Origin of the sequence: Chryseobacterium sp. AG363, from assembly GCF_003610675.1 — a bacterium.
GTDB lineage: Bacteria > Bacteroidota > Bacteroidia > Flavobacteriales > Weeksellaceae > Chryseobacterium > Chryseobacterium cucumeris.
This window is the reverse complement of the sequence record NZ_RAQF01000007.1, coordinates 36,870-56,767: the sequence shown is the minus strand read 5'-3', so window position 1 is coordinate 56,767 and position 19,898 is coordinate 36,870. Positions and strand designations below refer to the sequence as shown.

The following is a 19,898-nucleotide window of genomic DNA, read 5'->3' as shown; positions in this document are numbered from 1 at the left end:
AATTGTTCCAATCGGCAACTATGAAAGTTTTTTTGCCTTTTCCCAAAGAACATCCATTTCTTCCAGAGACATATCTGCCAGTTTTAAATCCTGTTCCCCGGCAAGGCCTTCCATCTTTTGAAATCTTGAAATAAACTTCAGATTGGTTCTTTCCAACGCAGAATCGGGATTGATTCCTGAAATTCTTGCATAATTGATAAGTGAGAAGAAAACATCCCCCAACTCCTGTTCTTTTTTATCCAAATCCGTTTCAGCATGAAACTCCTGAATTTCTTCATCTACCTTTTTCCAGGCATCTTCTGCATCATGAAACTCAAAACCTATTCCTTTCACCTTATCCTGAATTCTGTAAGCTTTTACCAAACTTGGAAGACTTTTCGGAACTCCACCTAAAATAGATTTGTTTCCTTCTTTCAATTTTAATTTTTCCCAGTTCTGCTTCACTTCTTCTTCACCTTTCACTTCAGTATCTCCATAAATGTGAGGATGACGGAAGATCAGCTTTTCATTCAGGGAATTGATAACATCTGCAATGTCAAAACTTCCTTTTTCAGAACCGATTTTAGCATAAAAAACCAAATGAAGCAAAACATCACCCAATTCTTTTTTTATTTCCTGTAAATCTTCCTGTAAAATAGCATCTGAAAGTTCGTAGGTTTCTTCAAGGGTAAGATGGCGAAGTGATTGGAATGTCTGTTTCTGATCCCATGGACATTTTTCACGCAAATCATCCATAATATCCAGTAATCTTCCGAAGGCCTCCAGTTTCTCTTGTTTCGTATTCATAAATAATGGGAAATTCAATCTTATACAAATGTAAGGGATATTCGGACATCATTACAAACGTTGGAAGTAAAAGTTGCAAAGTGCAGAATCCGGATAGATTCAATATGTAAACCCAACAGGTTCTCGAAACCTGCTAGGTTTGGAATATTAGCATCAATTATTTTTTGTCTTGAAAAAACAAAAAACCTTGTCCGGAAATTCCAGACAAGGTTTTGTATTTTTAATTCAAAAATGAATTATCCTTGTTTTCTGTGTGTACTTTTCGGAGCTGATTTTGCAGCTGAAGTAGCTTTTACTTTTGGAGCGGCTGGCTTTTCTGCTTTTGGAGCCGCTTTCTTAGCTTCTTTTTCAATGCTTACTTCTTCAGCTGGTTCTCCTTCCAAAGTTTCAGGCTCTGCTTTTACAAAGCTATCAGGAGTAATATATCCTGCTTTCTGAAGAATGTTATACCATTGAGCCAATTTCTTGATATCAGAAGAATATACTCTTTCTGTATCATAGTTAGGAAGTGATTCCAGCATAAAATCTTTCAGATCTGCATCAGAAGATTTGTGAGAGATTGTTTCCTTATAATCGTTGTTTTTAGCAATATTTTCAAATACTTCAAACAAAGGAACTTCTTTCTCAAATGTAAACATGGCAATATTATCCAATAAACTTACCTGGCTTGAGTTTCCAATGCTTACTTTTTTCTTGTTGGTAACATCTTCAATGATGAATCCGTTTCTTAATTGAGAAACTAATTTGAAAAGTCCTGGTTTTCCAGAAATTGAAATTATTTTTTCTAACAGCATAATTTTATTTTTTGTAAATTCTGCAATCAGCACTAGCTTTTTGCTTTTTATTATTCGTTTTAATCCTTATTTAATTATTTTGGAAATCTCATTTTGTAACCGATGTTCACGTCACCCTGAGAGATTTTGGTCAGCTTACCTTTTACGAGTTTCTTCTTCAGAGCGCTCAGGTGGTCGGTAAACAGAACTCCTTCAATGTGGTCATATTCATGCTGAATTACGCGGGCTCTAATATCGGAAAAAGTTTCTGTATGTTTCACAAAATTTTCGTCATAATATTCAATAACGATTGTTCCTTTTCTTTTCACATCTTCTCTTACATCCGGAATAGAAAGACAGCCCTCATTGAACTTCCATTCTTCCCCTGACTCTTCAAGAATCTGCGCATTAATGAATACTTTTTTGAACTCCGCCAACTCATCTTTAATATCTTCATAATCCTCATCTTCTGCAAGAGGCGTCACATCTATTACAAACAGACGGATATCCAAACCAATCTGTGGCGCTGCAAGACCTATGCCATTTGCACTGTACATGGTTTCGAACATGTTATCTATCAGTTCCTGTAATTCGGGATAATCTTTGTCTATATCTTTTCCCACTTTTCTCAAAACAGGATCCCCAAAAGCTCTTATCGGTAATATCATCTTAATCTTTGTTCTAAAAAATTCTGCAATATAATTGTTGCACTTACTTTATCTATTAATCCTTTTTCCTGCCTCTTTTTCTTGTTTTTTCCACTTTGGGAAATAAAAAAAGAAGCCATTTTGGAGGTAAATCTTTCATCAAAACGGTGAACTGCAATATCCGAAAATTCTTTTTTAAATTCTTCTATGAATTTTAAAATATCGGTTTCAACTTCTGAAACATTTCCTTTCAAATCTATGGGAAGCCCAACTACTACTTCATCCACCTTATTTTCATTGAAATATTTTTTCAAAAATTCCATTAAAAAACGGCTCTCTACAGTCTCCAGCCCACTGGCTATAATCTGCATATCATCAGTTGCAGCGATACCACAACGAGCCTTTCCGTAGTCTATTGCAAGGATTTGTCCCATAAGTTTGCAAATTTAGTAAAATTTACTGATTTTATTCATAACGCAGTTTTTTTATATAAATCATGTTTTATTCCATTATTTTTTTTATAATTTTAATCTTCCAAAAAACAATTATATGAAGAAACTCATCCTCGTTAGACATGCAAAAAGCGACTGGCCGGAGGAAACGGAGGACTTTGACAGACCTTTGGCAGACAAAGGTTTGGAGGATGCTATGCACATGTCCAGATTCCTGAAAAGCAATAATATTTCCATTGATCATTTTGTGTCCAGCCCTGCGGTACGTGCACTGAATACCTGTAAGATTTTCAATCAGGCCTATCAGCTGAACTGTTCAACTGATGAAAAACTATATAACCCTTCGGAAAGAAGCTTTGAATCTGTAATTTATGATCTGGATGACAACCTGAATTCAGTTGCGTTCTTCTCTCACAATAATGGAATTTCCAATTTTGCCAATTCCATTTCTGAAGATATTTTCCATTTCCCCACTTGCGGAGTTGCAGGTTTTGAAGTAGACTGTGAATCCTGGTCAGAATTCGATGGTGCTAAAAAGAAACTTCTTTTCTTTTATGAACCAGGGAAAATATAATTTCACTTTTCTATTTTTTTATGTCACAATAATTACCCTTCTTTTCTCTTGTCAGAAACAGAAGAAAAATTACTATGAATCTATTGCATTCAATGACATCAAACTTTCCTCTTCTCCCAAACCCGGAAGCTGGCGGTATAATCATGATGAACATTTCCAGACATTTGAAGATTTTCAAAAATTAAAAAAGATAAAACCACAGCCCGGAAAAAATATCATTTATCTTCAGCCTATAGGAACATTCGATGAACTTCAGAAAAAAGAAATAATCCTCACAAAGGAATATTTAAAAACATATTACCAACTGGAGACCAAAATACTACCAGCACTGCCTAACACGATATTTCCTGAAAATGTAAGAAGAATTTCGAACGAAGGAAATGAACAGATTCTTGCAGAATATGTACTGGATAGCATTCTGATCAAAAGAAAACCTAAAGATGCTGTAGTACTGATGGGAATTACAGAAAAAGATCTTTTTCCAAAACCGGAATGGAACTATGTTTTCGGACTGGCATCTTATGAAAAAGGTGTAGGGGTAACGTCAATGTATAGATTTGCAAGCGGTCATTTAAGCGATTCCAACTTTAATGAGAGTTTTCTGAGATTAATAAAGATCAGTTCTCATGAAATCGGGCATATGTTTGGAATAAGCCATTGTCTGAATGCCAACTGCGTGATGAATGGAACCAATACGCTTACTGAAACAGATTATCACCTCGCAAGAGCATGCTCACTCTGCCAGAGAAAACTCAATTCAAGTATCCATTATGATCCTAAGAAAAGACTTTTTGAATTGAAAAATTTCTTTGAAAAGCAACATCTTAACACAGAACTTTCCCTATCACAGCAAGACCTGAATCTTGTACAATAAACCAACATCCTTTTACCGACTGCCTATTCCCCTCCTCCAGAGGTGGCAAAAAATTTATTTTTTGAAGGGGTGATTAGCTTCGCCTAAAGCCATTATCGTTGTAAACATGAAAAAACGGTGTTCGTTCTTGAACTGGTATTCGTAACCTTTCAGCTTATGCTCAGGATGATAGCCCGTTTCTATTGAATTATTTCAGTTCTCATTTTCAATGATCATTAAAATGAGTGTTATCTGTGAATAAATTTGTGGCATTCGAGGTTAACAAACAAAAAAAGAACGGATCAAAGCCCGTTCTCTATAAAATATCTTATGTAATTTCGATTTTATTTCTTCTTCAAATCCAGATCATCAAAATCAAAACTAAAATCCGTCACATCAGAGATCGCTTTTAATTTTGCAGATTCTGCTTTTCCGTTTTCGTCATAGCTGAAAATAATATAGGCATCTGCATCATAGCTTCTGTCGTCCCATTTAATAATAAAAGAATTATTAGAGTATGGAAGTAATTCTCCTTTTAATCTTGGAGAGTTTTTGCACGAAATTCTGTAGCTATTTCCCTGCTGAGCAATCTCTACATCACCAAACCAAATATCATTATATGTCCCTGTGAACTGTTCTGCTTTTGGCTGCAGTGCTTTTTCTTTTTTGAAGGCTTCGGATTTTGCAAAAGCATCTTTCTTTTGTTTGCTGAATTCGGCTTCCATTTTAGCCATTCTTTCGCCATAGGTTTTCAGCCAGTTTCTGTCGGCTACCCCAAGATAAGAATCTTTCACGGTATTCGTAATAGTATTGAAAGCGGCTCCGGACTGTTGGTTCGTCAAGACTACAATTCCCAGTTTCATATCCGGAATTAATGTAAACTGTGTTACCGTTCCGATCAATCCACCGGTATGCTGTACCTGCTTGTGTCCTTTAACATCACTTAAAAACCATCCTAAACCGTATCCATAGAAACTTGTATCATAAGGATTTTTTGCAGCCACTCTATCCGGAATCTGCAGACTCCAAAGTTGTTGAACATTCTTATCCGAAACCAGTTTTTTACCATCTTTTGTGGTGAAGTTATTCAACAGACATTCCGCCCACGTGGTCATGTCTTTAATGTTACTCATAATTCCTCCTGCTGCATTGCCCGTCTCATTCCAGTCGTGAGGAACAGCAATTGCTTTTCCGTCTACAGGAGCGTGTGCATCAATTTTATTAGCTATAGCTTTTGCTCTGTTATAGCTTCCGAAACTTGAAGTCATACCTACAGGCTTCATAATTCTTTGCTCAATAAATTCTGCCCAGCTTAATCCGGAAACTCTGTGAATGACCTCTCCGGCTACAATAAACATGATATTGTTATAATCCAATTTTGTTCTGAAAGGATTTTCCGGTTTCAGGTATCTCACATTATGAACAATATCATTAACAGTCAAGTTTCCTCCTTCAGGAAAGAACATAAGATCTCCCTGGCCAAGTCCTAATCCCGCTCTGTGAGTAATAAGATCTTTGATCGTTACATTTTGAGAAACGTAGGGATCATACATTTGAAACTCAGGAATATATTTTGAAACTTTATCATCCCAGTTCAGTTTTCCTTCATCTGCTAAGATGGCTAATGCTGTACAGGTAAAGCCTTTTGAGTTGGAAGCAATGCCTACCAGCGTATTGTCATCCATTGGCTGCTTTGTTGTAAGAGAACGTACCCCAAACCCTTTGGAATAGATCATTTTGCCATCTTTCACAATTCCTACTGACATTCCCGGTACATCAAAGGTTTTCAGGGTATTTTGGATCAGTTCGTCCAGCTTTTTTTCTTCAACCTGCGCATTGGCCAATCCTACGGTCAAAAGAAAAATGAAAAAAGAAAGTTTCTGTTTCATTGTTTATTTTAATTTTCCCAAATTTACTAAATATTAAGCGATGCTAATTTTAGCTGTATTAAAACTTTACAATAAATCAGTTGTATTCATGAAAAAGCCTATTTGTATCTGTATTTTCTCTCTTTTCGCTATCATTGGGGTCAAAGCCCAGGACAGAACTTCAAACCCTTTACTTTTGCAGACCTGGAATCTAAGTAAAATGGACACTTATATCTATACTTACGAAAAACAGGATGGTTTTGAGGCAAGAAGAGAAGGAATCAGATTTCAGAAAAATGGAAAAATCACAGGAAATCTAATTAAATCTACCTTAAGATATGATACCCTGGAAGAACCTGTAAATAAAAAAAACGAAAAGCCAGACCGTTATATCGGGAGCTGGAAAAAAGCTTCAGATTCTACAGTAACGTTGGTTTTCCCTTCTAATACCAATATGACCGGTACTTTTGTCATTTCAAAGCTTACAGAGAATCAACTGAAACTGAAAAAGGTCTTCAGTGCAGATATTGAAAAGAAACTTGATTCTATAAGGAAAACAAAAAATATTACTGATTAGCTTCTCCTGTGAATTGATAAAAGCTTCTTTATATTTGCAGTCTTAAAAATGGCAGTACATGACAAAAGTTCTTCTTCTTTCCGATTCCCATTCTTATATTGATGACCGTATCCTTGAATATGCTTCTCAGGCTGACGAAGTATGGCATTGTGGAGATTTCGGAAGTCTGGATGTCATTGAACAACTGGAAAAAATAAAACCATTGAGGGGTGTTTATGGAAATATTGATAATGCTAAAATTCAGGCAGAATTTCCGGAAGTGAACCGTTTCTTTTGTGAAAAACTGGAAGTTCTCATGATCCATATCGGAGGTTATCCAGGAAAATATACTCCACTTACAAAAAAAGAAATTGCAGAAAAAGCTCCGAAATTATTTATTTCAGGTCATTCCCATATTTTAAAAGCAATGTATGACCAGAAAAACAGTCTTCTTCATCTCAACCCGGGAGCTTGCGGAAAACAGGGTTGGCATAAAGTGAGAACCATGATGCGCTTTGTGGTGGATGGTGAGGAAATCAAAGATCTGGAGGTCATTGAACTGGGACCAAGAGTGTGATGAGGAAGAGTGTGTGAAAGTTGGAGGGTTTGAGTGTTGTAGAGTTCGAAGGTAGAGGAGTTTGTGTTCATCCGTTTTACTTTTTACCTTTGCACAAATAATGGCTCACAGAAGTCTTGAAAAATATGAAAATTGGCGATAAGGTTTCGGTAGTAGATGAAGATTTAAGCGGAGTAGTTACTTCCGTGAAGGGTAATATTGTCGTTTTTAAAGACGAATATGGTTTTACTCATCAGTATCCCAAAGAAAAACTGGTTCCTAAAGATGCTGATCTTTATGAAAATATCAGAGTCGTAAGAAAAGCGGAGCCTAGAAAAATCATTTCTAAAAAACATCAGAAAAATCATTTGGTTTTAGACCTGCATTTTCATAATTTGGTAAAGAATCCCAATGATTATGACAGTTTTGAAAGATTGTTTATTCAAAAGGAAAAACTGATTGAAGTGATTGAGTTTTGCAGAAAAAACAACCTGAAGAGACTTGAAATTGTTCACGGCATTGGCGACGGGACTTTACAGAGGATGGTTCGGGATGTATTGGAAAGCCAGGTTAATATTGATTTTTATAATAAGGAAATACTTCACCATCAATCGGGTGCGGTAATGGTAGAATTTCACTAAATTTGCAGGAATTGAAATATGAACGTACTTAATTTACTTTTTACCAAAGACGGATTAATCTATCAGATTGTTAAAAACAAAAACATTCTGGAAGAAAAGTCTTATTTCGTTACTGAAGAGACACCAGCCAGTCTTATTGACCAAAAGCTGGATGAAGTTCTTATAAAGCAGCGCTATGACGAAATCCATGTGATTTCAGCATTGAACCACTTTACCCTGATGCCGGAAGGTTTTTCTGAGCATGATGCAGGATTTGATTTAATTGCCTTCAATGCTCCTACCGACAGAGAGAAAGAAGAGCTGATGCTTTCTATCAACAAAAAATTCAATATTCAGTTTTATTATACGTTCCCGAAAAACTACTATAAGAAAATAAAAGAACTGGCAATACCGGTTCATTTTAATTTCTCCGGGGAAAAGTTTTTAAGTTCAATCAATAATAAAACGAATAAGGAAATTCATATCAATCTGTATCACAATCAATGTGAGTTTTTTGCGATTGATAATAAGAAAATCATTCTTTATAATAATCTGGATGTCAATTCTGAAGTAGATTTCCTTTACTTCATTATGTTTACATTGAGCAAGATCGGTTTCGGAATCAATGAAACCAGCTTTTATGCTTATGGAGAAACGACGGAAAATGAAACGTTTATTTCCGAACTTCAGAAATTTGTTAAAAATCTGAAAATTGTCTTTGACAATATTCCCAATAAGAATTTTATACTTAACTAGGTTTCAGGCCGCAGGTAATAGGGATCAGAATCCAAACATATTACCCAATACCTAAAATCTATTACCCAAACCCTAACAAAAATATGTTCAGAATAATATCAGGCAAATGGAAAGCCAAAAAAATTGCAGCTCCTAAAAACTTTGAAGTAAGACCTACCACCGATTTTGCGAAAGAGGCTTTATTCAGCATTCTGGAAAATAAATACGATATGCAGTCGATTTCCGTGCTTGATCTTTTTGCAGGAATTGGCTCTATCACCTTTGAATTTGCTTCCAGAGGATGTCAAAATGTAACGTCTGTAGAATTGAATCCGAAGCATACCGCCTTTATAAATACCACTGCATCTGAGCTTGACATGGCACTTCAGATCAATGTACAGCGAGGCGATGTTTTTGACTGGCTAAAAAAATTCAGAAATAAAAAATCTTTTGAGATTGTTTTTTCTGATGCTCCTTTTGAAATGGAAGAGAAAAAATACCACGAGCTGATTTCTCTTGTTTTAAACAATAAATACCTGAAGGAAAACGGAGTTCTTATTGTAGAGCACCAAAGTCGTATGAAACTTGACCATCCCAATTTAATAGATACCCGAAAATACGGAAACGTAAGTTTCAGTTTTTTTGAACCCAATAAAGAAGATAATCAGGAACTTTAATTCCTGATTATTTTTTTTGAGATGACCGGAGATTCTTCGCCCCATTTTGTTATAGCTTCTAAAACAGGTAAAAGCGTCTTTCCAAAGTCCGTTAATTCATATTCTACCACTAAAGGAGGTTTTTCTGTAAAAACTTTTCTGTCAACAATTCCATCTTCCTCCAATTGCTTTAGCTGCAAACTCAATGTTCTTTCCGTAATAGTAGGAATGGATTTTCTTATTTCATTATAACGCTTCGCTCCTCCAATAAGGTGGTGTAAAATTACTGCTTTCCATTTCCCACCGATAAATTTCATCGTAACGCTGGTACAGCAGGGATAGGATTTATTATCTATTGTATACATTTTTATACTATCATTTTTTACCGTTATTGCAAAGTTAGGAAACTTAAATTAATTTTGTAACTATAAAAATGATAGTATAAAATTATGAACTTTTTAGACCAAATGAAAAACAGGTATACTGTAAAAAAGTATAATCCACAGGGAAAAATCAGTGAAGAACAAATTGCAACGCTTCAGGAGATTTTAAACTTAAGTCCTTCCTCCATTAACAGCCAGCCATGGAATTTTATTTTCGTTAATGATCCGGAACTGAAAAAGCAATTGGGTGACAAGTCTTATTTTAATAAAGAAAAAGTACTGGATAGTAGTCATGTAATTGTTTTTCAAGTGATCAGAAACATAGAAAACTTTGAAAAGCAAATTGAAGAAAACCTTCCTGAAGGTTCTGTTAATTATTACCGAACGATGGTAAAACCTAAGGGAGAAGAAGCAATAAAATCATGGCTTGGTCATCAGGTATATTTATCATTAGGAGTTCTTTTGTCTGCATGCGCAGCAATGGGAATAGATTCTACTCCAATGGAAGGAATTGAACCGGAGGGTTATGATGCTGTTCTGAATAATGAAAAATATGAAACCTTATTTGCCGTAGCCATCGGACAGAGAGATGAAGCAGATGCTAATCAGCCGAAATTCAATCCGAAGAAAAGGCTGAATGCTGAAAAAGTAATTATAGAGGCGTAACATAAACACAAATTTCACAATCTCTTTCACAAAGGCCTAATAAAAAAGTCTGCTTCAATATGAGGCAGACTTTTTATTTATAATACTTTCAATTCTAAATCGATGGTTTTTCCAAAGAACTTCTTGGAGATCTTTTCAAAATTCTTGGTAAGATCGGAAAGGTAGAAGTGATAATTCGGCTGGTGATTGTTATCATTTAAAAGACTATACTTATCCAGAATAATCTTCAAATGGTTAGCCACAATATTCGGAGAATCTATTACACGGACTCTGTTTCCATAATACTGCTTGATTTCATCTATTAAAAGAGGATAATGGGTACAGCCCAGAATCAAGGTCTCAATATTCTTCAGTTTACTGTTACTCAAGTAATTGTAGATTATAGCATGGGTGATCGGATGGTTTTTAAATCCTTCTTCAATGGCAGGAACCAGTAATGGTGTTGCCAGTTCATCCACTTTGATCCATTTATTATGTTTTCTGATGCTCTTTTTATATAATCCTGAATTCACGGTTGCTTTGGTAGCAATGACGCCTACATTATTATGGATTTCGTATGATACTTTTTCAGCAACAGGGTTAATAACGTCTATTACAGGTACTTTTCCCGCAACAGACTGCATCACTTCATTTAAAGCATTAGCCGTTGCCGTATTACAGGCAATGACAATGGCTTTACAGTTCTGCTCCAGCAGAAAATTGGTGATCTTTGTAGAATATTCAATAATCGCTTCCTTGGATTTTTCTCCGTAAGGAAGGTGCTTTGTATCTCCAAAGTAAATAAGGTCTTCGTGAGGCAGAAGTCTTTTAATTTCTTTGGCAACAGTAAGACCTCCTACTCCACTATCAAAAATTCCGATAGGCTGGTTGGGTGAAAGATGTGAATAATCTTGTTTTTTCGTTTTCAAATGAGTTGAAATTTTATACAAAAATAGTGAATTTTATGGCATGCTGTATACATACAAACATTATACAATAAACAAATCCGACGCAATTCCGTCTGCCATAAACCAATGTTTTTCAGGAATTTTTAAATGTTCATTCTCAATGATTAAAATACCTTCCTCAATTTTGAACTTGCTCTCTCTCTGAAAATGTTCCAGCATTCTGTCTGAAAATTTATTTTTTAAACTTTCCAGATCTACACCCCAAATGGTACGTAAACCAATCATAATCATTTCGTTAAACTGATCTTCATGGGAAAGAATTTCTTCTTCTTTAGCCAGAAGTTTATCATTCAGTTTTTTGATGTATTGCTGATTATTGGCTACATTCCAGCTTCTTACATCAAATCCGTTATAGGAATGTGCTGAGGGGCCTATTCCAAGATATTCATTGTATTTCCAGTAAGCAGAATTGTGTCGTGAGTAAAAACCAGGTTTTGCAAAATTAGACACTTCATAATGTTCAAAACCATTGTCTTTTAAAAAGTCTGATAGATAATAGAATTCACTGTTTTGCTCTTCTTCTTTGGGACTTTTTATTTTCCCTTTTGAAATCCAGCTTTCTAAAGCTGTTTTGGGCTCAACAGTTAATGCATAAGATGAAATATGAGGAACTTCTAAAGCAATTGTCTTATTCAGATTTTCTTTCCAGATTTCAAGATTGGATGTGGGTGAACCATAGATCAGGTCAATACTCAGGTTTTCAAAGCCGAAATCCTGTGCCCGTTTGATGGAACTTTCTGCTTCGGAAGCACTGTGAGCTCTGTTCATCAGTTTAAGATCTTCTTCAAAAAAACTTTGAGTACCAATAGACAGTCTGTTCACCGGTGTTCCCGCCAGCTGTTTTAAAAAGTCTTTATCCAGATCATCGGGATTGGCTTCCAGAGTGACTTCTATATCGTTTTCAAAACTGAAGTACTTCAGAACATCATCTATTAAAGAACTGATCTCATCCACAGAAAGAATAGAAGGAGTTCCCCCACCAAAATACAGGGATTTCAGATTTTTATTCTGTAGCTCATCTTTTCTCAATAGTATTTCAGTTTTCATAGCACGAAGCATATCATCCTTGAAATTCAGGGATGTTGAAAAATGAAAGTTACAGTAACTGCATTTTTGTTTACAGAACGGAATGTGAATATAAATCATAAAAAAAGCTCTGAAAAATTTCAGAGCTCAAATTTATTTAAATTAAATTAATTAATATCTAAATCCTCTAGCATTAATAAAGTTGTCGAAGTTATATCCAAGACCGATCATGAAGCTGTTTCCTCCATAGCTCTGGATATCAGATAATCCAAGGTTATAAGTAGCTCCGATCATGAATTTGTTGAATCTTACTTTTACAATTGGAGAGATACTTAGGTTCTGATTATCAAATCTGTTCTGAACCGTTCTGTAACTTACCCCGAAAGAGAATGCGTTAATATCATTAGAGAATGTAGCCATTAGGTTCCAGTCTATCATTCTCGTTGAATTTGTATTAAGATTGATTAATGCTGAAGGTGCTAATGTAATATTATCAGCAATATTCCAGTTGTATCCTAAGTTTAAGAAGAATTTAATTGGAGAAGGCTCGTAGTTGTTTACAATAGAAGCATCATTACTTAATGCGATATCATTTACGGAAACACCCCCGAATAAACCTCTGTAGGTAGCTGCCAAACCGAAGTTTGCATATACCATAAAGATGTTACTTTCTTCACCTCTCAATAGTGGGTCACCACCTTCTTCAGTATTGATTTTTGAATAATCAAAATTCATGTTATAGAAGTTAACACTTGTACCGAAAGAGAATTGGTCTTTTCTGTCTCCTTCACTACTTAGCGGAATAAAATATGAAGCACCAGCCGTGATACCACCAGCAGAGATCGGTCCGTTACTGTCTCTAAACACGGAAATACCAGCACCTACTCTATCAAATATATTCGCATTAATCCCGATTGACTGAACATTCGGAGAATTACTGAATTTTGAAAATTGTTGTTGATAATTGGCGTTGAGCTGTACGTAATCTGTTTTTCCGTATTGAGCTGGGTTGAACAGGAACTCACCATCCAAAAGATATTGCTGATAGTATGGTAGTGATTCTTGTGCTTTGTATGCATTTGACAAAAGAGCTAAACATACGATAGCATATAGTTTTCTCATAACAAATCTTGATTTCAATTCAACAAATATAAAAAAATTCTCAATATATTTTTAGTTTTCTAAATAATTTCTCCATTTTTTTACGGCATCCGCCATATCTTTGGGCATTGGGCTCTCAAAATATAATTCCTTTTTTGTTGTTGGGTGTATAAATCCTAGGGTATGGGCATGAAGGGCATGTCTTGGCAAAATTTCAAAAACATTTTTAATAAATTGCTTGTATTTTGGAAGATTTACCCCTCTTAAAGGTGTATGTCCTTCATATCTTTCATCATTAAACAAAGTATGCCCGATATGTCTGAAATGAGCCCTGATCTGATGCGTTCTTCCGGTCTCCAGTTTACATTCCACCCAGGTCATATATTTGAATCTTTCCAGCACTTTATAATGGGTCACCGCGTGTTTTCCTTGGCTGCCATCTTCATAAACAGACATCTGCATTCTGTTTTTAGGATGCCTTCCGATATGGCCTCTGATGGTACCTTCTTCATCCTGCATATTTCCCCACACAAAAGCCCAATACAGCCTTTTGGTGGTTCGGTTAAAGAATTGTTTTGCCAGGAAACTTAATGCATATTCATTCTTGGCAATCACCAATAGTCCTGAGGTATCTTTATCAATTCTGTGAACAAGCCCTACCCTGTCAAGATCTGATTTTTCACCATTCTTTTCAAAGTGGAAGGCCAATGCGTTCACCAATGTTCCGTCCCAGTTTCCAAATCCTGGGTGTACCACCATTCCCGCTTCCTTATCCACAACAACCAAGTCATCATCTTCATAAACGATGTTCACAGGAATATCCTGGGGAATAATGACATTTTCTCTTGGAGGATGGGTAAGCAAAACTGAGATCTGATCTCCCGGTTTTACACGGTAATTCTGTTTCACCGCTGTTCCGTTCACTATAACATTTCCGGCTCTGCAGGTCTGTGAAATTTTATTCCTTGAAGAATTCTGTCTGTATATTAAAAGGAACTTATCTATTCTTAATGGTTCCTGTTTGCTGTCGACAGTGATATTAAGATGTTCATACAATCCTTTATTTTCCTCATCAATATCGATGTTTTCGATACTGTTGGAATCTAATAATTCTTCATCTAAAAAATCGTCGTTATCTTCTGACATTGTTTTATATTTTTTACACAAAAGGCTTCAACATTTTATAGTTGAAGCCTGTATTTTTGATATTAATCTGATCTTATTCTACGACAACCTTCTTAGCTTTTGGCTTTTGAGCAGGCTGTTGTGTTGTTGTTGCTGCAGGTTTTGTTGTACCTCCAGCAGTGTGAGTACCGTTCCCTGCAGGTGTTTTAGGTTTTTCAACAGTTGCAGCAGCTGGTTTAGCTGCTGTAGTCTGATTTTTAGGGGCCTCTGTCTTCGGAGCTTCCGGCTTTGGAGTTTCTCTTTTTGGAGCAGGAGCGGGTACAACCGGAGCATCATAACTTGGCTCACTATGCACTTCTTCATATCGTACCGGAGGAAGTGAAGTATCCACTTTCATACGATAGATAGAATTCAACTGCTCTACTTTCGCTCTTAATTCTGCCGGAGTCTTTTTACTTGCCCAAAGATCGATTTGCATTCCCTGATCACGAACATCTCCGGAGGCAGGATCCTGATAATAAATAATATCAGATTCATCTTTACTTCCATCTTCATGCTCTACCAGCCCTACTTCAAACATACTCTTGGTAATAACAGCTCTTGCTTCTTTTACCGTAAGTCCTACAACATTAGGAATAGAAATATTTCTCATTGGCCCCGATCCTACCACAACATCAATCGTAGAGAATCTTGGTAAACGCGTACCTGGGTTTACAGCATTTCCTTTATATAATATTCTTAAAAGGGCATCTTTCTGAATACTAGGCTCATAAATCGTATCACCGATTTTAAGACCTACCTGATCCAATCTCTGAAAGGCCAGTCCGGAATATTTATTAATAACATTCGGCACCGCAATAGGAGCCCATGTTCTCGGATTTACTTTAAGCGTTACAGTTCTTCCGTCTTTTACACGGGAACCTGGTGCAGGATATACCTGCAATACCTGGAATGGTCTGTATTTCGGGTCGTAATTGGCACTGTCTACTTCATATTCCAGCCCTGTATCATCTAATATTTTTACGGCATCATGTACCGATTTATTTACAATATTGGGAACAGGAATTTCCTGACCGTGGTTAGTATGGTACTCCAACCAGCGAAATGTGAGCCATACCAGCCCAACGAAAACACCGATGGCTACTACTAAATTCAGTAAAACTTTCCAATTGAAAAGTGATTTAAGCATACTTAAAAATACTTTAATTATAACCGCAAATATAGCTAATAATTTTAGAATGGACTTTTTATTTAACACAATTCATTTTTGATTTTAAAATTTGCCGATTTCCCATATTGCATTGCATAAAATGATTAAATTTGCCTTAATTGATACTATATGGTTATGAATAAAAAAAGTGTTGCCGTAGTAATGGGAGGCTATTCCGATGAATATGTTGTTTCCTTAAAAAGCGGACAATTGATTTATGATTCTTTAGACAGAAATCTCTATGACGTATATAAAGTAGTAGTCCTTAAAGATGAATGGTATTTTTTAGGTGAAAATGATAAAAAATATGCCATCAGCAGAGGAGATTTTTCTGTAACTTTAGATAATGGGGAAACTTTAAAATTTGATGTTTGTTTCAATATCATCCACGGGACTCCGGGAGAAAACGGAATTCTTCAGGCCTACTGGGATGCCATCGGTCAAAAATATACAGGTTGTGATTTTTACCAGAGTGCCCTTACTTTCAATAAAAAAGACACTCTTGCCGTGTTATCAAAATACGGAATTCCTTCTGCAAAAAGTATTTATTTAAGAAAAGGGGAAGACATCAATGTGGATGAAATTGTATCAGAACTTAACCTTCCCTTATTTGTAAAACCTAACCAATCAGGATCTTCTCTGGGAATTTCTAAGGTAAAAGAAAAATCGGAACTGATTGCCGCTACTGAAATTGCTTTCAAGGAAGATGACGAAATCCTGATTGAAAGTTTCCTGGACGGGATGGAAGTTTCTGTAGGAGTTATTGATTTTAAAGGAGAAACTATTGTTTTAGGAATTACAGAAATTGTTCCTACCAATGAGTTCTTTGATTATGAAGCAAAATATGAAGGTGCTTCTGAAGAAATTACCCCTGCAAGAATTGACGAAGAGACCACTAAAAGAGTGGAAGAAATCGCCAAAAGAGCTTACGATTCATTAGGCATGAGTGGTTTTTCAAGAAGTGAATACATTCTGATGAACGGAATTCCTTATATGCTTGAAATGAATACCAACCCAGGATTCTCTCCCGCAAGTATTCTCCCTCAGCAGGCAAGACATTATGGAATTTCCATTATGGATCTTTGTGGAAATGAAGTAGAAAAAGCACTTAATAAGTAAATATAGAAATTAGAGGTTAGAAATAATAAATACATAGCTTTTAACTGATAATTTACCATTCAACGTCATAACTCATACAACATGAAAATTGCTGTTTTTCCAGGGTCTTTTGACCCTATTACACTAGGACATTACGACATTATAGAAAGAGCGGCACCGCTATTTGATAAATTAATCATCGCTATCGGACAGAACTCTCAGAAAAAATATATGTTCCCTCTTGAAAAAAGAATGGAATTTATTCAAAACTCTGTAGCAGAATTTCCCAATGTGGAAGTAGATTCATTTGAAGGTCTAACAGTAGATTACTGTTTTGAAAAAAATGCTCAGTACATCATCAGAGGATTAAGAAACCCGGCAGATTTTGAATTTGAAAAAGCGATTGCTCATACTAACAGAACATTAGCTCATAAAAAACTGGAAACCGTATTCTTACTGACTTCCTCAGGAAAATCATTCATCAGTAGCAGCATTGTAAGGGAAGTTATTAACCACGGCGGCGAATATGAACTGATGGTTCCGGACTCTGTGAGAGTGGAGAGATAAAAAATATAATTGATGAGCGATAAATGATAATTGATATAATGGCCAAGAATTTGCTTAAGCAGAAATCATTCATCAATTATCATTTATCAACAATCATTTATAATTATATATGCACGAACAGTTCAATTTTGCAATAGAAGTCCTTGGGACCATTGCCTTTTCCATGTCCGGAAGTTTTGCAGCAATGCAGAAACGGCTTGATCCGTTCGGAGTGCTTATTATTGCATTTGTAACTTCTGTAGGAGGAGGAACTGTAAGAGACCTGTTACTGGATATTCCTGTATTCTGGATGCATGATATTCTGATGTGTACCCTGATTCTGGTGACCAGTATTTTTTCAATGATTTTCAAATCTCTTGAGAAAAACTTTAAAGTAACTTTATTTATCTTCGACAGCTTCGGACTTGGATTATTTACCATAATCGGTGTACAAAAAGGTTTAAATGCAGGTATTCATCCAATGATCTGTATTGCATTAGGAACTATTACAGGTTGTTTTGGAGGGATTATCCGGGATATATTACTCAATAGAATTCCATTAATTTTCAGAAAGGAAATTTATGCCACAGCATGTATAGTGGGCGGAGCAGCATTTCTATTGATGACCAGGTATACAGTGCTTTCCTATACTTTTATACAAATCTTCACTATTTTACTGATCGTTGCGATTCGAACATTTGCTGTAAAATACCATTGGCAGATGCCTAAATTTTATGGCTATGATCAAAACTCAGAAATGTAAATTTGATATTTAACACATAAAAAAGCACCTCAAAAAGGTGCTTTTTATTTTTATTTTTTTTGATTAGAAGAATTTCCCTCTGTTTCTCATATTCGGGTTATGCATATGCTTCTGCATGGTTGGCATTTTCAACTGATCTTTCATCATTTTGATCTGATCGGTCATCATTCCGGCACTGTCCAGTCTTTTTGCTTCTTCCAGCAACTTCTGACCTTCCTGCTTTCTTCCTTTAGAAATAGCTGCTGCAGCAAGATTTAAAGTAGCCATTGCTCTGTCGTGTTTCATATTCAAACCGTACTCCAACGCTTTCTTCATGAAAGGCTCTACTTTCGCAGGATGATCCTGAGCTTGCGTCAGTCCTGATAAATAGTGAAAATATCCGTATTGAGTTTTATGAAGCTGTCCTTTATAATCTGTTATTTTGGATAACCATTCTCCGGCTTTCTCCATATTTTGTTTTCTCAATTGCCAGAATGCCAATAGGATATATTCGTTTTTAAAGAATAGCAAGATGGGAAATGCAGCCAAAAGAAAAACAACAATACCCCAACCAAGATTTCTTGTGAAAATCATCATATAAAGTCCTAACAGGATAAGAACTGCTGCTACTGCAATTTTTATGTATTTATTCATTATTAAATTTTAGAAGTGCAAAGATAATAAATTTAGAGCTTAAAGTTCAAAAAGTCAATGGTGAATGGTCAATTCGCTGCGTTTGTTAATTTTGTAACTGCGGAAAATTCACGATTCACTTTGCGAAGCAAAATTGACTATTGACATCTAATCTTCTTTTTTGATTTTTTCAAATGTCTGGAAACAGAAATCATAGCCGTTCTTTTCATCTTTCTCATGGCAGATTTCGTTAGTCATTTTCCAGATTTTAGGATCTATTTTCGGAAAGTATGTATCAGCCTGAAGATCTGCTTTCACCAAAGTAACTTCAAGTTTGTCAACTACATCCATAGTCTGCTCATAGATATTTCCGCCACCGATAACGAAAACTTCCTCATCAATCTTCTTAGCAAATTTCAATGCTTCCTTGATGCTTCCTACAATAAGAATTCCTTCCTCAAACCAGTCTTTTTTTCTTGACACAACAATATTGGTACGGTTCGGAAGAGCTTTTCCAATACTTTCATAGGTCTTTCTCCCCATAATAACCGGATGTCCGGAAGTAATATCTTTAAAATGTTTCAAATCTTTAGGAAGATGCCAAAGCAACTGGTTTTCAAAACCAATTTCATTTTTCTCTCCCATTGCCACCACTATTGTTGTCATTCAAATAATTTTTTACAAAATTAGCACATAATTTGTATATTTGGTTAGCACAAAAAATTTAAAAAAATAAACTATGAAAAATAAAGGATGTCTGGGTGCAGGAACCATTGGTATTGCCCTTCTTATTATTGTTGCAATTCTATTCTTCTGGGGGAAAAGCGGATATAACAGCTTTGTCAACAAAGAACAGACTGTGAACGCAAAATGGTCTAATGTAGAGACTGTGTATCAGAAAAGAGCGAACCTTATTCCTAACCTGGAAAGAACCGTAAAATCGTATTCAAAATTTGAGCAGGAAACTTTAACACAAGTTGTGGAAGCCCGTTCCAAAGCTACTTCCATCAATATTGATCCTACGAATATGACCGAAGCTGATCTGGCTAAATTCCAGGCAGCACAAGGAGAATTATCGGGTGCATTAAGCAGATTGATGGCCGTGGTGGAATCTTATCCTAACCTAAAAGCAGACCAGCAGTATATCAACTTCCAGAGAGAATACACTGCTATTGAAAATAGTATCAGAACTGAAACGGTTTACTATAATGATGCTGCAAAGGATTATAATACTTCCATCAAGACTTTCCCGAATAATATTCTGGCGAATTTCACCAACTTCAAAGAAAAACCTTATTTCAAAGCTGACGCAGGCGCTCAAAAAGCTCCTGAAGTATTCAAATAA

Annotated in this window: 25 protein-coding genes; 12 read left to right on the top strand and 13 right to left on the bottom strand. The window is 35.8% G+C overall.

Translation table 11 applies throughout. The features are described from left to right. Window positions 1-18: 18 nt before the first annotated feature. The 4 genes from mazG to ruvX all read right to left on the bottom strand — a co-directional run bounded on the left by mazG (window position 19) and on the right by ruvX (window position 2,640). The gene (gene mazG, locus DEU39_RS21760; RefSeq protein WP_120233362.1) at window positions 19-786 is read right to left on the bottom strand and encodes a nucleoside triphosphate pyrophosphohydrolase; all 768 of its coding nucleotides are present in this window, start codon (window positions 784-786) and stop codon (window positions 19-21) included. Between the two features lie 236 nt (window positions 787-1,022). Then, a complete protein-coding gene (locus DEU39_RS21755) occupies window positions 1,023-1,580 on the bottom strand; it encodes a DUF5606 domain-containing protein (RefSeq protein ID WP_120233361.1) in 558 nt (185 codons plus the stop codon). Window positions 1,581-1,654: 74 nt separating this feature from the next. After that, window positions 1,655-2,227: a peptide deformylase gene (def, locus tag DEU39_RS21750; protein ID WP_034693378.1), complete on the bottom strand. Its 573-nt coding sequence runs from the start codon at window positions 2,225-2,227 to the stop codon at window positions 1,655-1,657. Further along, window positions 2,224-2,640, bottom strand: a complete 417-nt coding sequence (gene ruvX, locus DEU39_RS21745; RefSeq protein ID WP_120233360.1) for a Holliday junction resolvase RuvX — start codon at window positions 2,638-2,640, stop codon at window positions 2,224-2,226. Before ruvX ends, def begins: the two co-directional genes overlap by 4 nt. A gap of 115 nt (window positions 2,641-2,755) precedes the next feature. Between ruvX and DEU39_RS21740 the strand changes: the two genes are divergently transcribed. Continuing rightward, complete coding sequence (locus DEU39_RS21740) at window positions 2,756-3,232, top strand: SixA phosphatase family protein (RefSeq protein WP_103234333.1); 477 nt, start codon at window positions 2,756-2,758, stop codon at window positions 3,230-3,232. Further along, window positions 3,213-4,106 carry an archaemetzincin gene (locus DEU39_RS21735; RefSeq protein ID WP_120233359.1) on the top strand — a complete coding sequence of 298 codons (894 nt, stop codon included), beginning with the start codon at window positions 3,213-3,215 and terminating at the stop codon, window positions 4,104-4,106. The genes DEU39_RS21740 and DEU39_RS21735 overlap by 20 nt, the downstream gene beginning before the upstream one ends. A 323-nt stretch (window positions 4,107-4,429) precedes the next feature. Here the strand turns inward: DEU39_RS21735 and DEU39_RS21730 are convergent, their stop codons facing one another. After that, window positions 4,430-5,974, bottom strand: coding sequence for a serine hydrolase (locus tag DEU39_RS21730; protein ID WP_120233358.1), 1,545 nt, complete (start codon window positions 5,972-5,974; stop codon window positions 4,430-4,432). Between the two features lie 88 nt (window positions 5,975-6,062). Between DEU39_RS21730 and DEU39_RS21725 the strand changes: the two genes are divergently transcribed. From DEU39_RS21725 to DEU39_RS21705, 5 genes are all read left to right on the top strand, one after another. Further along, window positions 6,063-6,530 (top strand): hypothetical protein, encoded by a 468-nt coding sequence (locus DEU39_RS21725; protein ID WP_062675605.1) that lies wholly within the window; start codon window positions 6,063-6,065, stop codon window positions 6,528-6,530. Between the two features lie 58 nt (window positions 6,531-6,588). Next, window positions 6,589-7,086 (top strand): metallophosphoesterase family protein, encoded by a 498-nt coding sequence (locus tag DEU39_RS21720; RefSeq protein WP_120233356.1) that lies wholly within the window; start codon window positions 6,589-6,591, stop codon window positions 7,084-7,086. A 125-nt stretch (window positions 7,087-7,211) separates the two neighbouring features. After that, window positions 7,212-7,706, top strand: coding sequence for a Smr/MutS family protein (locus DEU39_RS21715; protein WP_120233355.1), 495 nt, complete (start codon window positions 7,212-7,214; stop codon window positions 7,704-7,706). An 18-nt stretch (window positions 7,707-7,724) separates the two neighbouring features. Continuing rightward, window positions 7,725-8,441, top strand: a complete 717-nt coding sequence (locus tag DEU39_RS21710; protein WP_120233354.1) for a DUF3822 family protein — start codon at window positions 7,725-7,727, stop codon at window positions 8,439-8,441. Between the two features lie 83 nt (window positions 8,442-8,524). Further along, entirely contained in the window at window positions 8,525-9,097 is a 573-nt protein-coding gene (locus DEU39_RS21705; RefSeq protein ID WP_062675611.1) for an RsmD family RNA methyltransferase, read from the top strand. Here DEU39_RS21705 and DEU39_RS21700 read toward each other — a convergent pair. Further along, window positions 9,094-9,441, bottom strand: coding sequence for a winged helix-turn-helix transcriptional regulator (locus DEU39_RS21700; protein ID WP_034693356.1), 348 nt, complete (start codon window positions 9,439-9,441; stop codon window positions 9,094-9,096). The genes DEU39_RS21705 and DEU39_RS21700 overlap by 4 nt on opposite strands. Before the next feature lie 84 nt (window positions 9,442-9,525). On the opposite strand from DEU39_RS21700, the gene DEU39_RS21695 reads away from it, so the two are divergent. After that, on the top strand, window positions 9,526-10,125 hold the full coding sequence (locus tag DEU39_RS21695; protein WP_120233353.1) for a nitroreductase family protein: 600 nt from the start codon (window positions 9,526-9,528) through the stop codon (window positions 10,123-10,125). 77 nt (window positions 10,126-10,202) lie between these two features. Here DEU39_RS21695 and murI read toward each other — a convergent pair whose 3' ends face one another. The 5 genes from murI to DEU39_RS21670 form a co-directional block, all read right to left on the bottom strand. Continuing rightward, entirely contained in the window at window positions 10,203-11,033 is an 831-nt protein-coding gene (gene murI, locus DEU39_RS21690) for a glutamate racemase (protein WP_062675613.1), read from the bottom strand. A gap of 60 nt (window positions 11,034-11,093) precedes the next feature. Then, window positions 11,094-12,218 carry a radical SAM family heme chaperone HemW gene (gene hemW / locus DEU39_RS21685; RefSeq protein WP_120233352.1) on the bottom strand — a complete coding sequence of 375 codons (1,125 nt, stop codon included), beginning with the start codon at window positions 12,216-12,218 and terminating at the stop codon, window positions 11,094-11,096. 51 nt (window positions 12,219-12,269) lie between these two features. Continuing rightward, on the bottom strand, window positions 12,270-13,220 hold the full coding sequence (locus tag DEU39_RS21680; RefSeq protein WP_047428474.1) for a PorP/SprF family type IX secretion system membrane protein: 951 nt from the start codon (window positions 13,218-13,220) through the stop codon (window positions 12,270-12,272). 51 nt (window positions 13,221-13,271) lie between these two features. After that, window positions 13,272-14,345, bottom strand: a complete 1,074-nt coding sequence (locus DEU39_RS21675) for an RluA family pseudouridine synthase (RefSeq protein WP_174525208.1) — start codon at window positions 14,343-14,345, stop codon at window positions 13,272-13,274. Window positions 14,346-14,418: 73 nt separating this feature from the next. Then, a complete protein-coding gene (locus DEU39_RS21670; protein ID WP_120233351.1) occupies window positions 14,419-15,513 on the bottom strand; it encodes a PASTA domain-containing protein in 1,095 nt (364 codons plus the stop codon). Window positions 15,514-15,669: 156 nt separating this feature from the next. On the opposite strand from DEU39_RS21670, the gene DEU39_RS21665 reads away from it, so the two are divergent. The 3 genes from DEU39_RS21665 to DEU39_RS21655 all read left to right on the top strand — a co-directional run bounded on the left by DEU39_RS21665 (window position 15,670) and on the right by DEU39_RS21655 (window position 17,941). After that, window positions 15,670-16,653, top strand: coding sequence for a D-alanine--D-alanine ligase (locus DEU39_RS21665; protein WP_120233458.1), 984 nt, complete (start codon window positions 15,670-15,672; stop codon window positions 16,651-16,653). Window positions 16,654-16,734: 81 nt separating this feature from the next. Continuing rightward, complete coding sequence (coaD, locus tag DEU39_RS21660) at window positions 16,735-17,199, top strand: pantetheine-phosphate adenylyltransferase (RefSeq protein WP_034693345.1); 465 nt, start codon at window positions 16,735-16,737, stop codon at window positions 17,197-17,199. Between the two features lie 109 nt (window positions 17,200-17,308). Continuing rightward, window positions 17,309-17,941 carry a trimeric intracellular cation channel family protein gene (locus DEU39_RS21655; protein WP_062675615.1) on the top strand — a complete coding sequence of 211 codons (633 nt, stop codon included), beginning with the start codon at window positions 17,309-17,311 and terminating at the stop codon, window positions 17,939-17,941. A gap of 63 nt (window positions 17,942-18,004) precedes the next feature. Here the strand turns inward: DEU39_RS21655 and DEU39_RS21650 are convergent, their stop codons facing one another. Both DEU39_RS21650 and DEU39_RS21645 read right to left on the bottom strand, forming a co-directional pair. Next, the gene (locus tag DEU39_RS21650) at window positions 18,005-18,574 is read right to left on the bottom strand and encodes a membrane protein (protein ID WP_034693340.1); all 570 of its coding nucleotides are present in this window, start codon (window positions 18,572-18,574) and stop codon (window positions 18,005-18,007) included. A gap of 147 nt (window positions 18,575-18,721) precedes the next feature. Further along, window positions 18,722-19,219 carry a dihydrofolate reductase gene (locus DEU39_RS21645; RefSeq protein ID WP_062675616.1) on the bottom strand — a complete coding sequence of 166 codons (498 nt, stop codon included), beginning with the start codon at window positions 19,217-19,219 and terminating at the stop codon, window positions 18,722-18,724. Window positions 19,220-19,292: 73 nt separating this feature from the next. Here DEU39_RS21645 and DEU39_RS21640 point away from each other — a divergent pair, with 73 nt between their 5' ends. After that, entirely contained in the window at window positions 19,293-19,898 is a 606-nt protein-coding gene (locus tag DEU39_RS21640; RefSeq protein ID WP_034693337.1) for a LemA family protein, read from the top strand.

Coding starts and splice junctions, on each gene's coding strand:
- mazG (WP_120233362.1), bottom strand. CDS start 786: ATGAATACGAAACAAGAGAAACTGGAGGCCTTCGGAAGATTACTGGAT.
- DEU39_RS21755 (WP_120233361.1), bottom strand. CDS start 1,580: ATGCTGTTAGAAAAAATAATTTCAATTTCTGGAAAACCAGGACTTTTC.
- def (WP_034693378.1), bottom strand. CDS start 2,227: ATGATATTACCGATAAGAGCTTTTGGGGATCCTGTTTTGAGAAAAGTG.
- ruvX (WP_120233360.1), bottom strand. CDS start 2,640: ATGGGACAAATCCTTGCAATAGACTACGGAAAGGCTCGTTGTGGTATC.
- DEU39_RS21740 (WP_103234333.1), top strand. CDS start 2,756: ATGAAGAAACTCATCCTCGTTAGACATGCAAAAAGCGACTGGCCGGAG.
- DEU39_RS21735 (WP_120233359.1), top strand. CDS start 3,213: ATGAACCAGGGAAAATATAATTTCACTTTTCTATTTTTTTATGTCACA.
- DEU39_RS21730 (WP_120233358.1), bottom strand. CDS start 5,974: ATGAAACAGAAACTTTCTTTTTTCATTTTTCTTTTGACCGTAGGATTG.
- DEU39_RS21725 (WP_062675605.1), top strand. CDS start 6,063: ATGAAAAAGCCTATTTGTATCTGTATTTTCTCTCTTTTCGCTATCATT.
- DEU39_RS21720 (WP_120233356.1), top strand. CDS start 6,589: ATGACAAAAGTTCTTCTTCTTTCCGATTCCCATTCTTATATTGATGAC.
- DEU39_RS21715 (WP_120233355.1), top strand. CDS start 7,212: ATGAAAATTGGCGATAAGGTTTCGGTAGTAGATGAAGATTTAAGCGGA.
- DEU39_RS21710 (WP_120233354.1), top strand. CDS start 7,725: ATGAACGTACTTAATTTACTTTTTACCAAAGACGGATTAATCTATCAG.
- DEU39_RS21705 (WP_062675611.1), top strand. CDS start 8,525: ATGTTCAGAATAATATCAGGCAAATGGAAAGCCAAAAAAATTGCAGCT.
- DEU39_RS21700 (WP_034693356.1), bottom strand. CDS start 9,441: ATGTATACAATAGATAATAAATCCTATCCCTGCTGTACCAGCGTTACG.
- DEU39_RS21695 (WP_120233353.1), top strand. CDS start 9,526: ATGAACTTTTTAGACCAAATGAAAAACAGGTATACTGTAAAAAAGTAT.
- hemW (WP_120233352.1), bottom strand. CDS start 12,218: ATGATTTATATTCACATTCCGTTCTGTAAACAAAAATGCAGTTACTGT.
- DEU39_RS21680 (WP_047428474.1), bottom strand. CDS start 13,220: ATGAGAAAACTATATGCTATCGTATGTTTAGCTCTTTTGTCAAATGCA.
- DEU39_RS21675 (WP_174525208.1), bottom strand. CDS start 14,345: ATGTCAGAAGATAACGACGATTTTTTAGATGAAGAATTATTAGATTCC.
- DEU39_RS21670 (WP_120233351.1), bottom strand. CDS start 15,513: ATGCTTAAATCACTTTTCAATTGGAAAGTTTTACTGAATTTAGTAGTA.
- DEU39_RS21665 (WP_120233458.1), top strand. CDS start 15,670: ATGAATAAAAAAAGTGTTGCCGTAGTAATGGGAGGCTATTCCGATGAA.
- coaD (WP_034693345.1), top strand. CDS start 16,735: ATGAAAATTGCTGTTTTTCCAGGGTCTTTTGACCCTATTACACTAGGA.
- DEU39_RS21655 (WP_062675615.1), top strand. CDS start 17,309: ATGCACGAACAGTTCAATTTTGCAATAGAAGTCCTTGGGACCATTGCC.
- DEU39_RS21650 (WP_034693340.1), bottom strand. CDS start 18,574: ATGAATAAATACATAAAAATTGCAGTAGCAGCAGTTCTTATCCTGTTA.
- DEU39_RS21645 (WP_062675616.1), bottom strand. CDS start 19,219: ATGACAACAATAGTGGTGGCAATGGGAGAGAAAAATGAAATTGGTTTT.
- DEU39_RS21640 (WP_034693337.1), top strand. CDS start 19,293: ATGAAAAATAAAGGATGTCTGGGTGCAGGAACCATTGGTATTGCCCTT.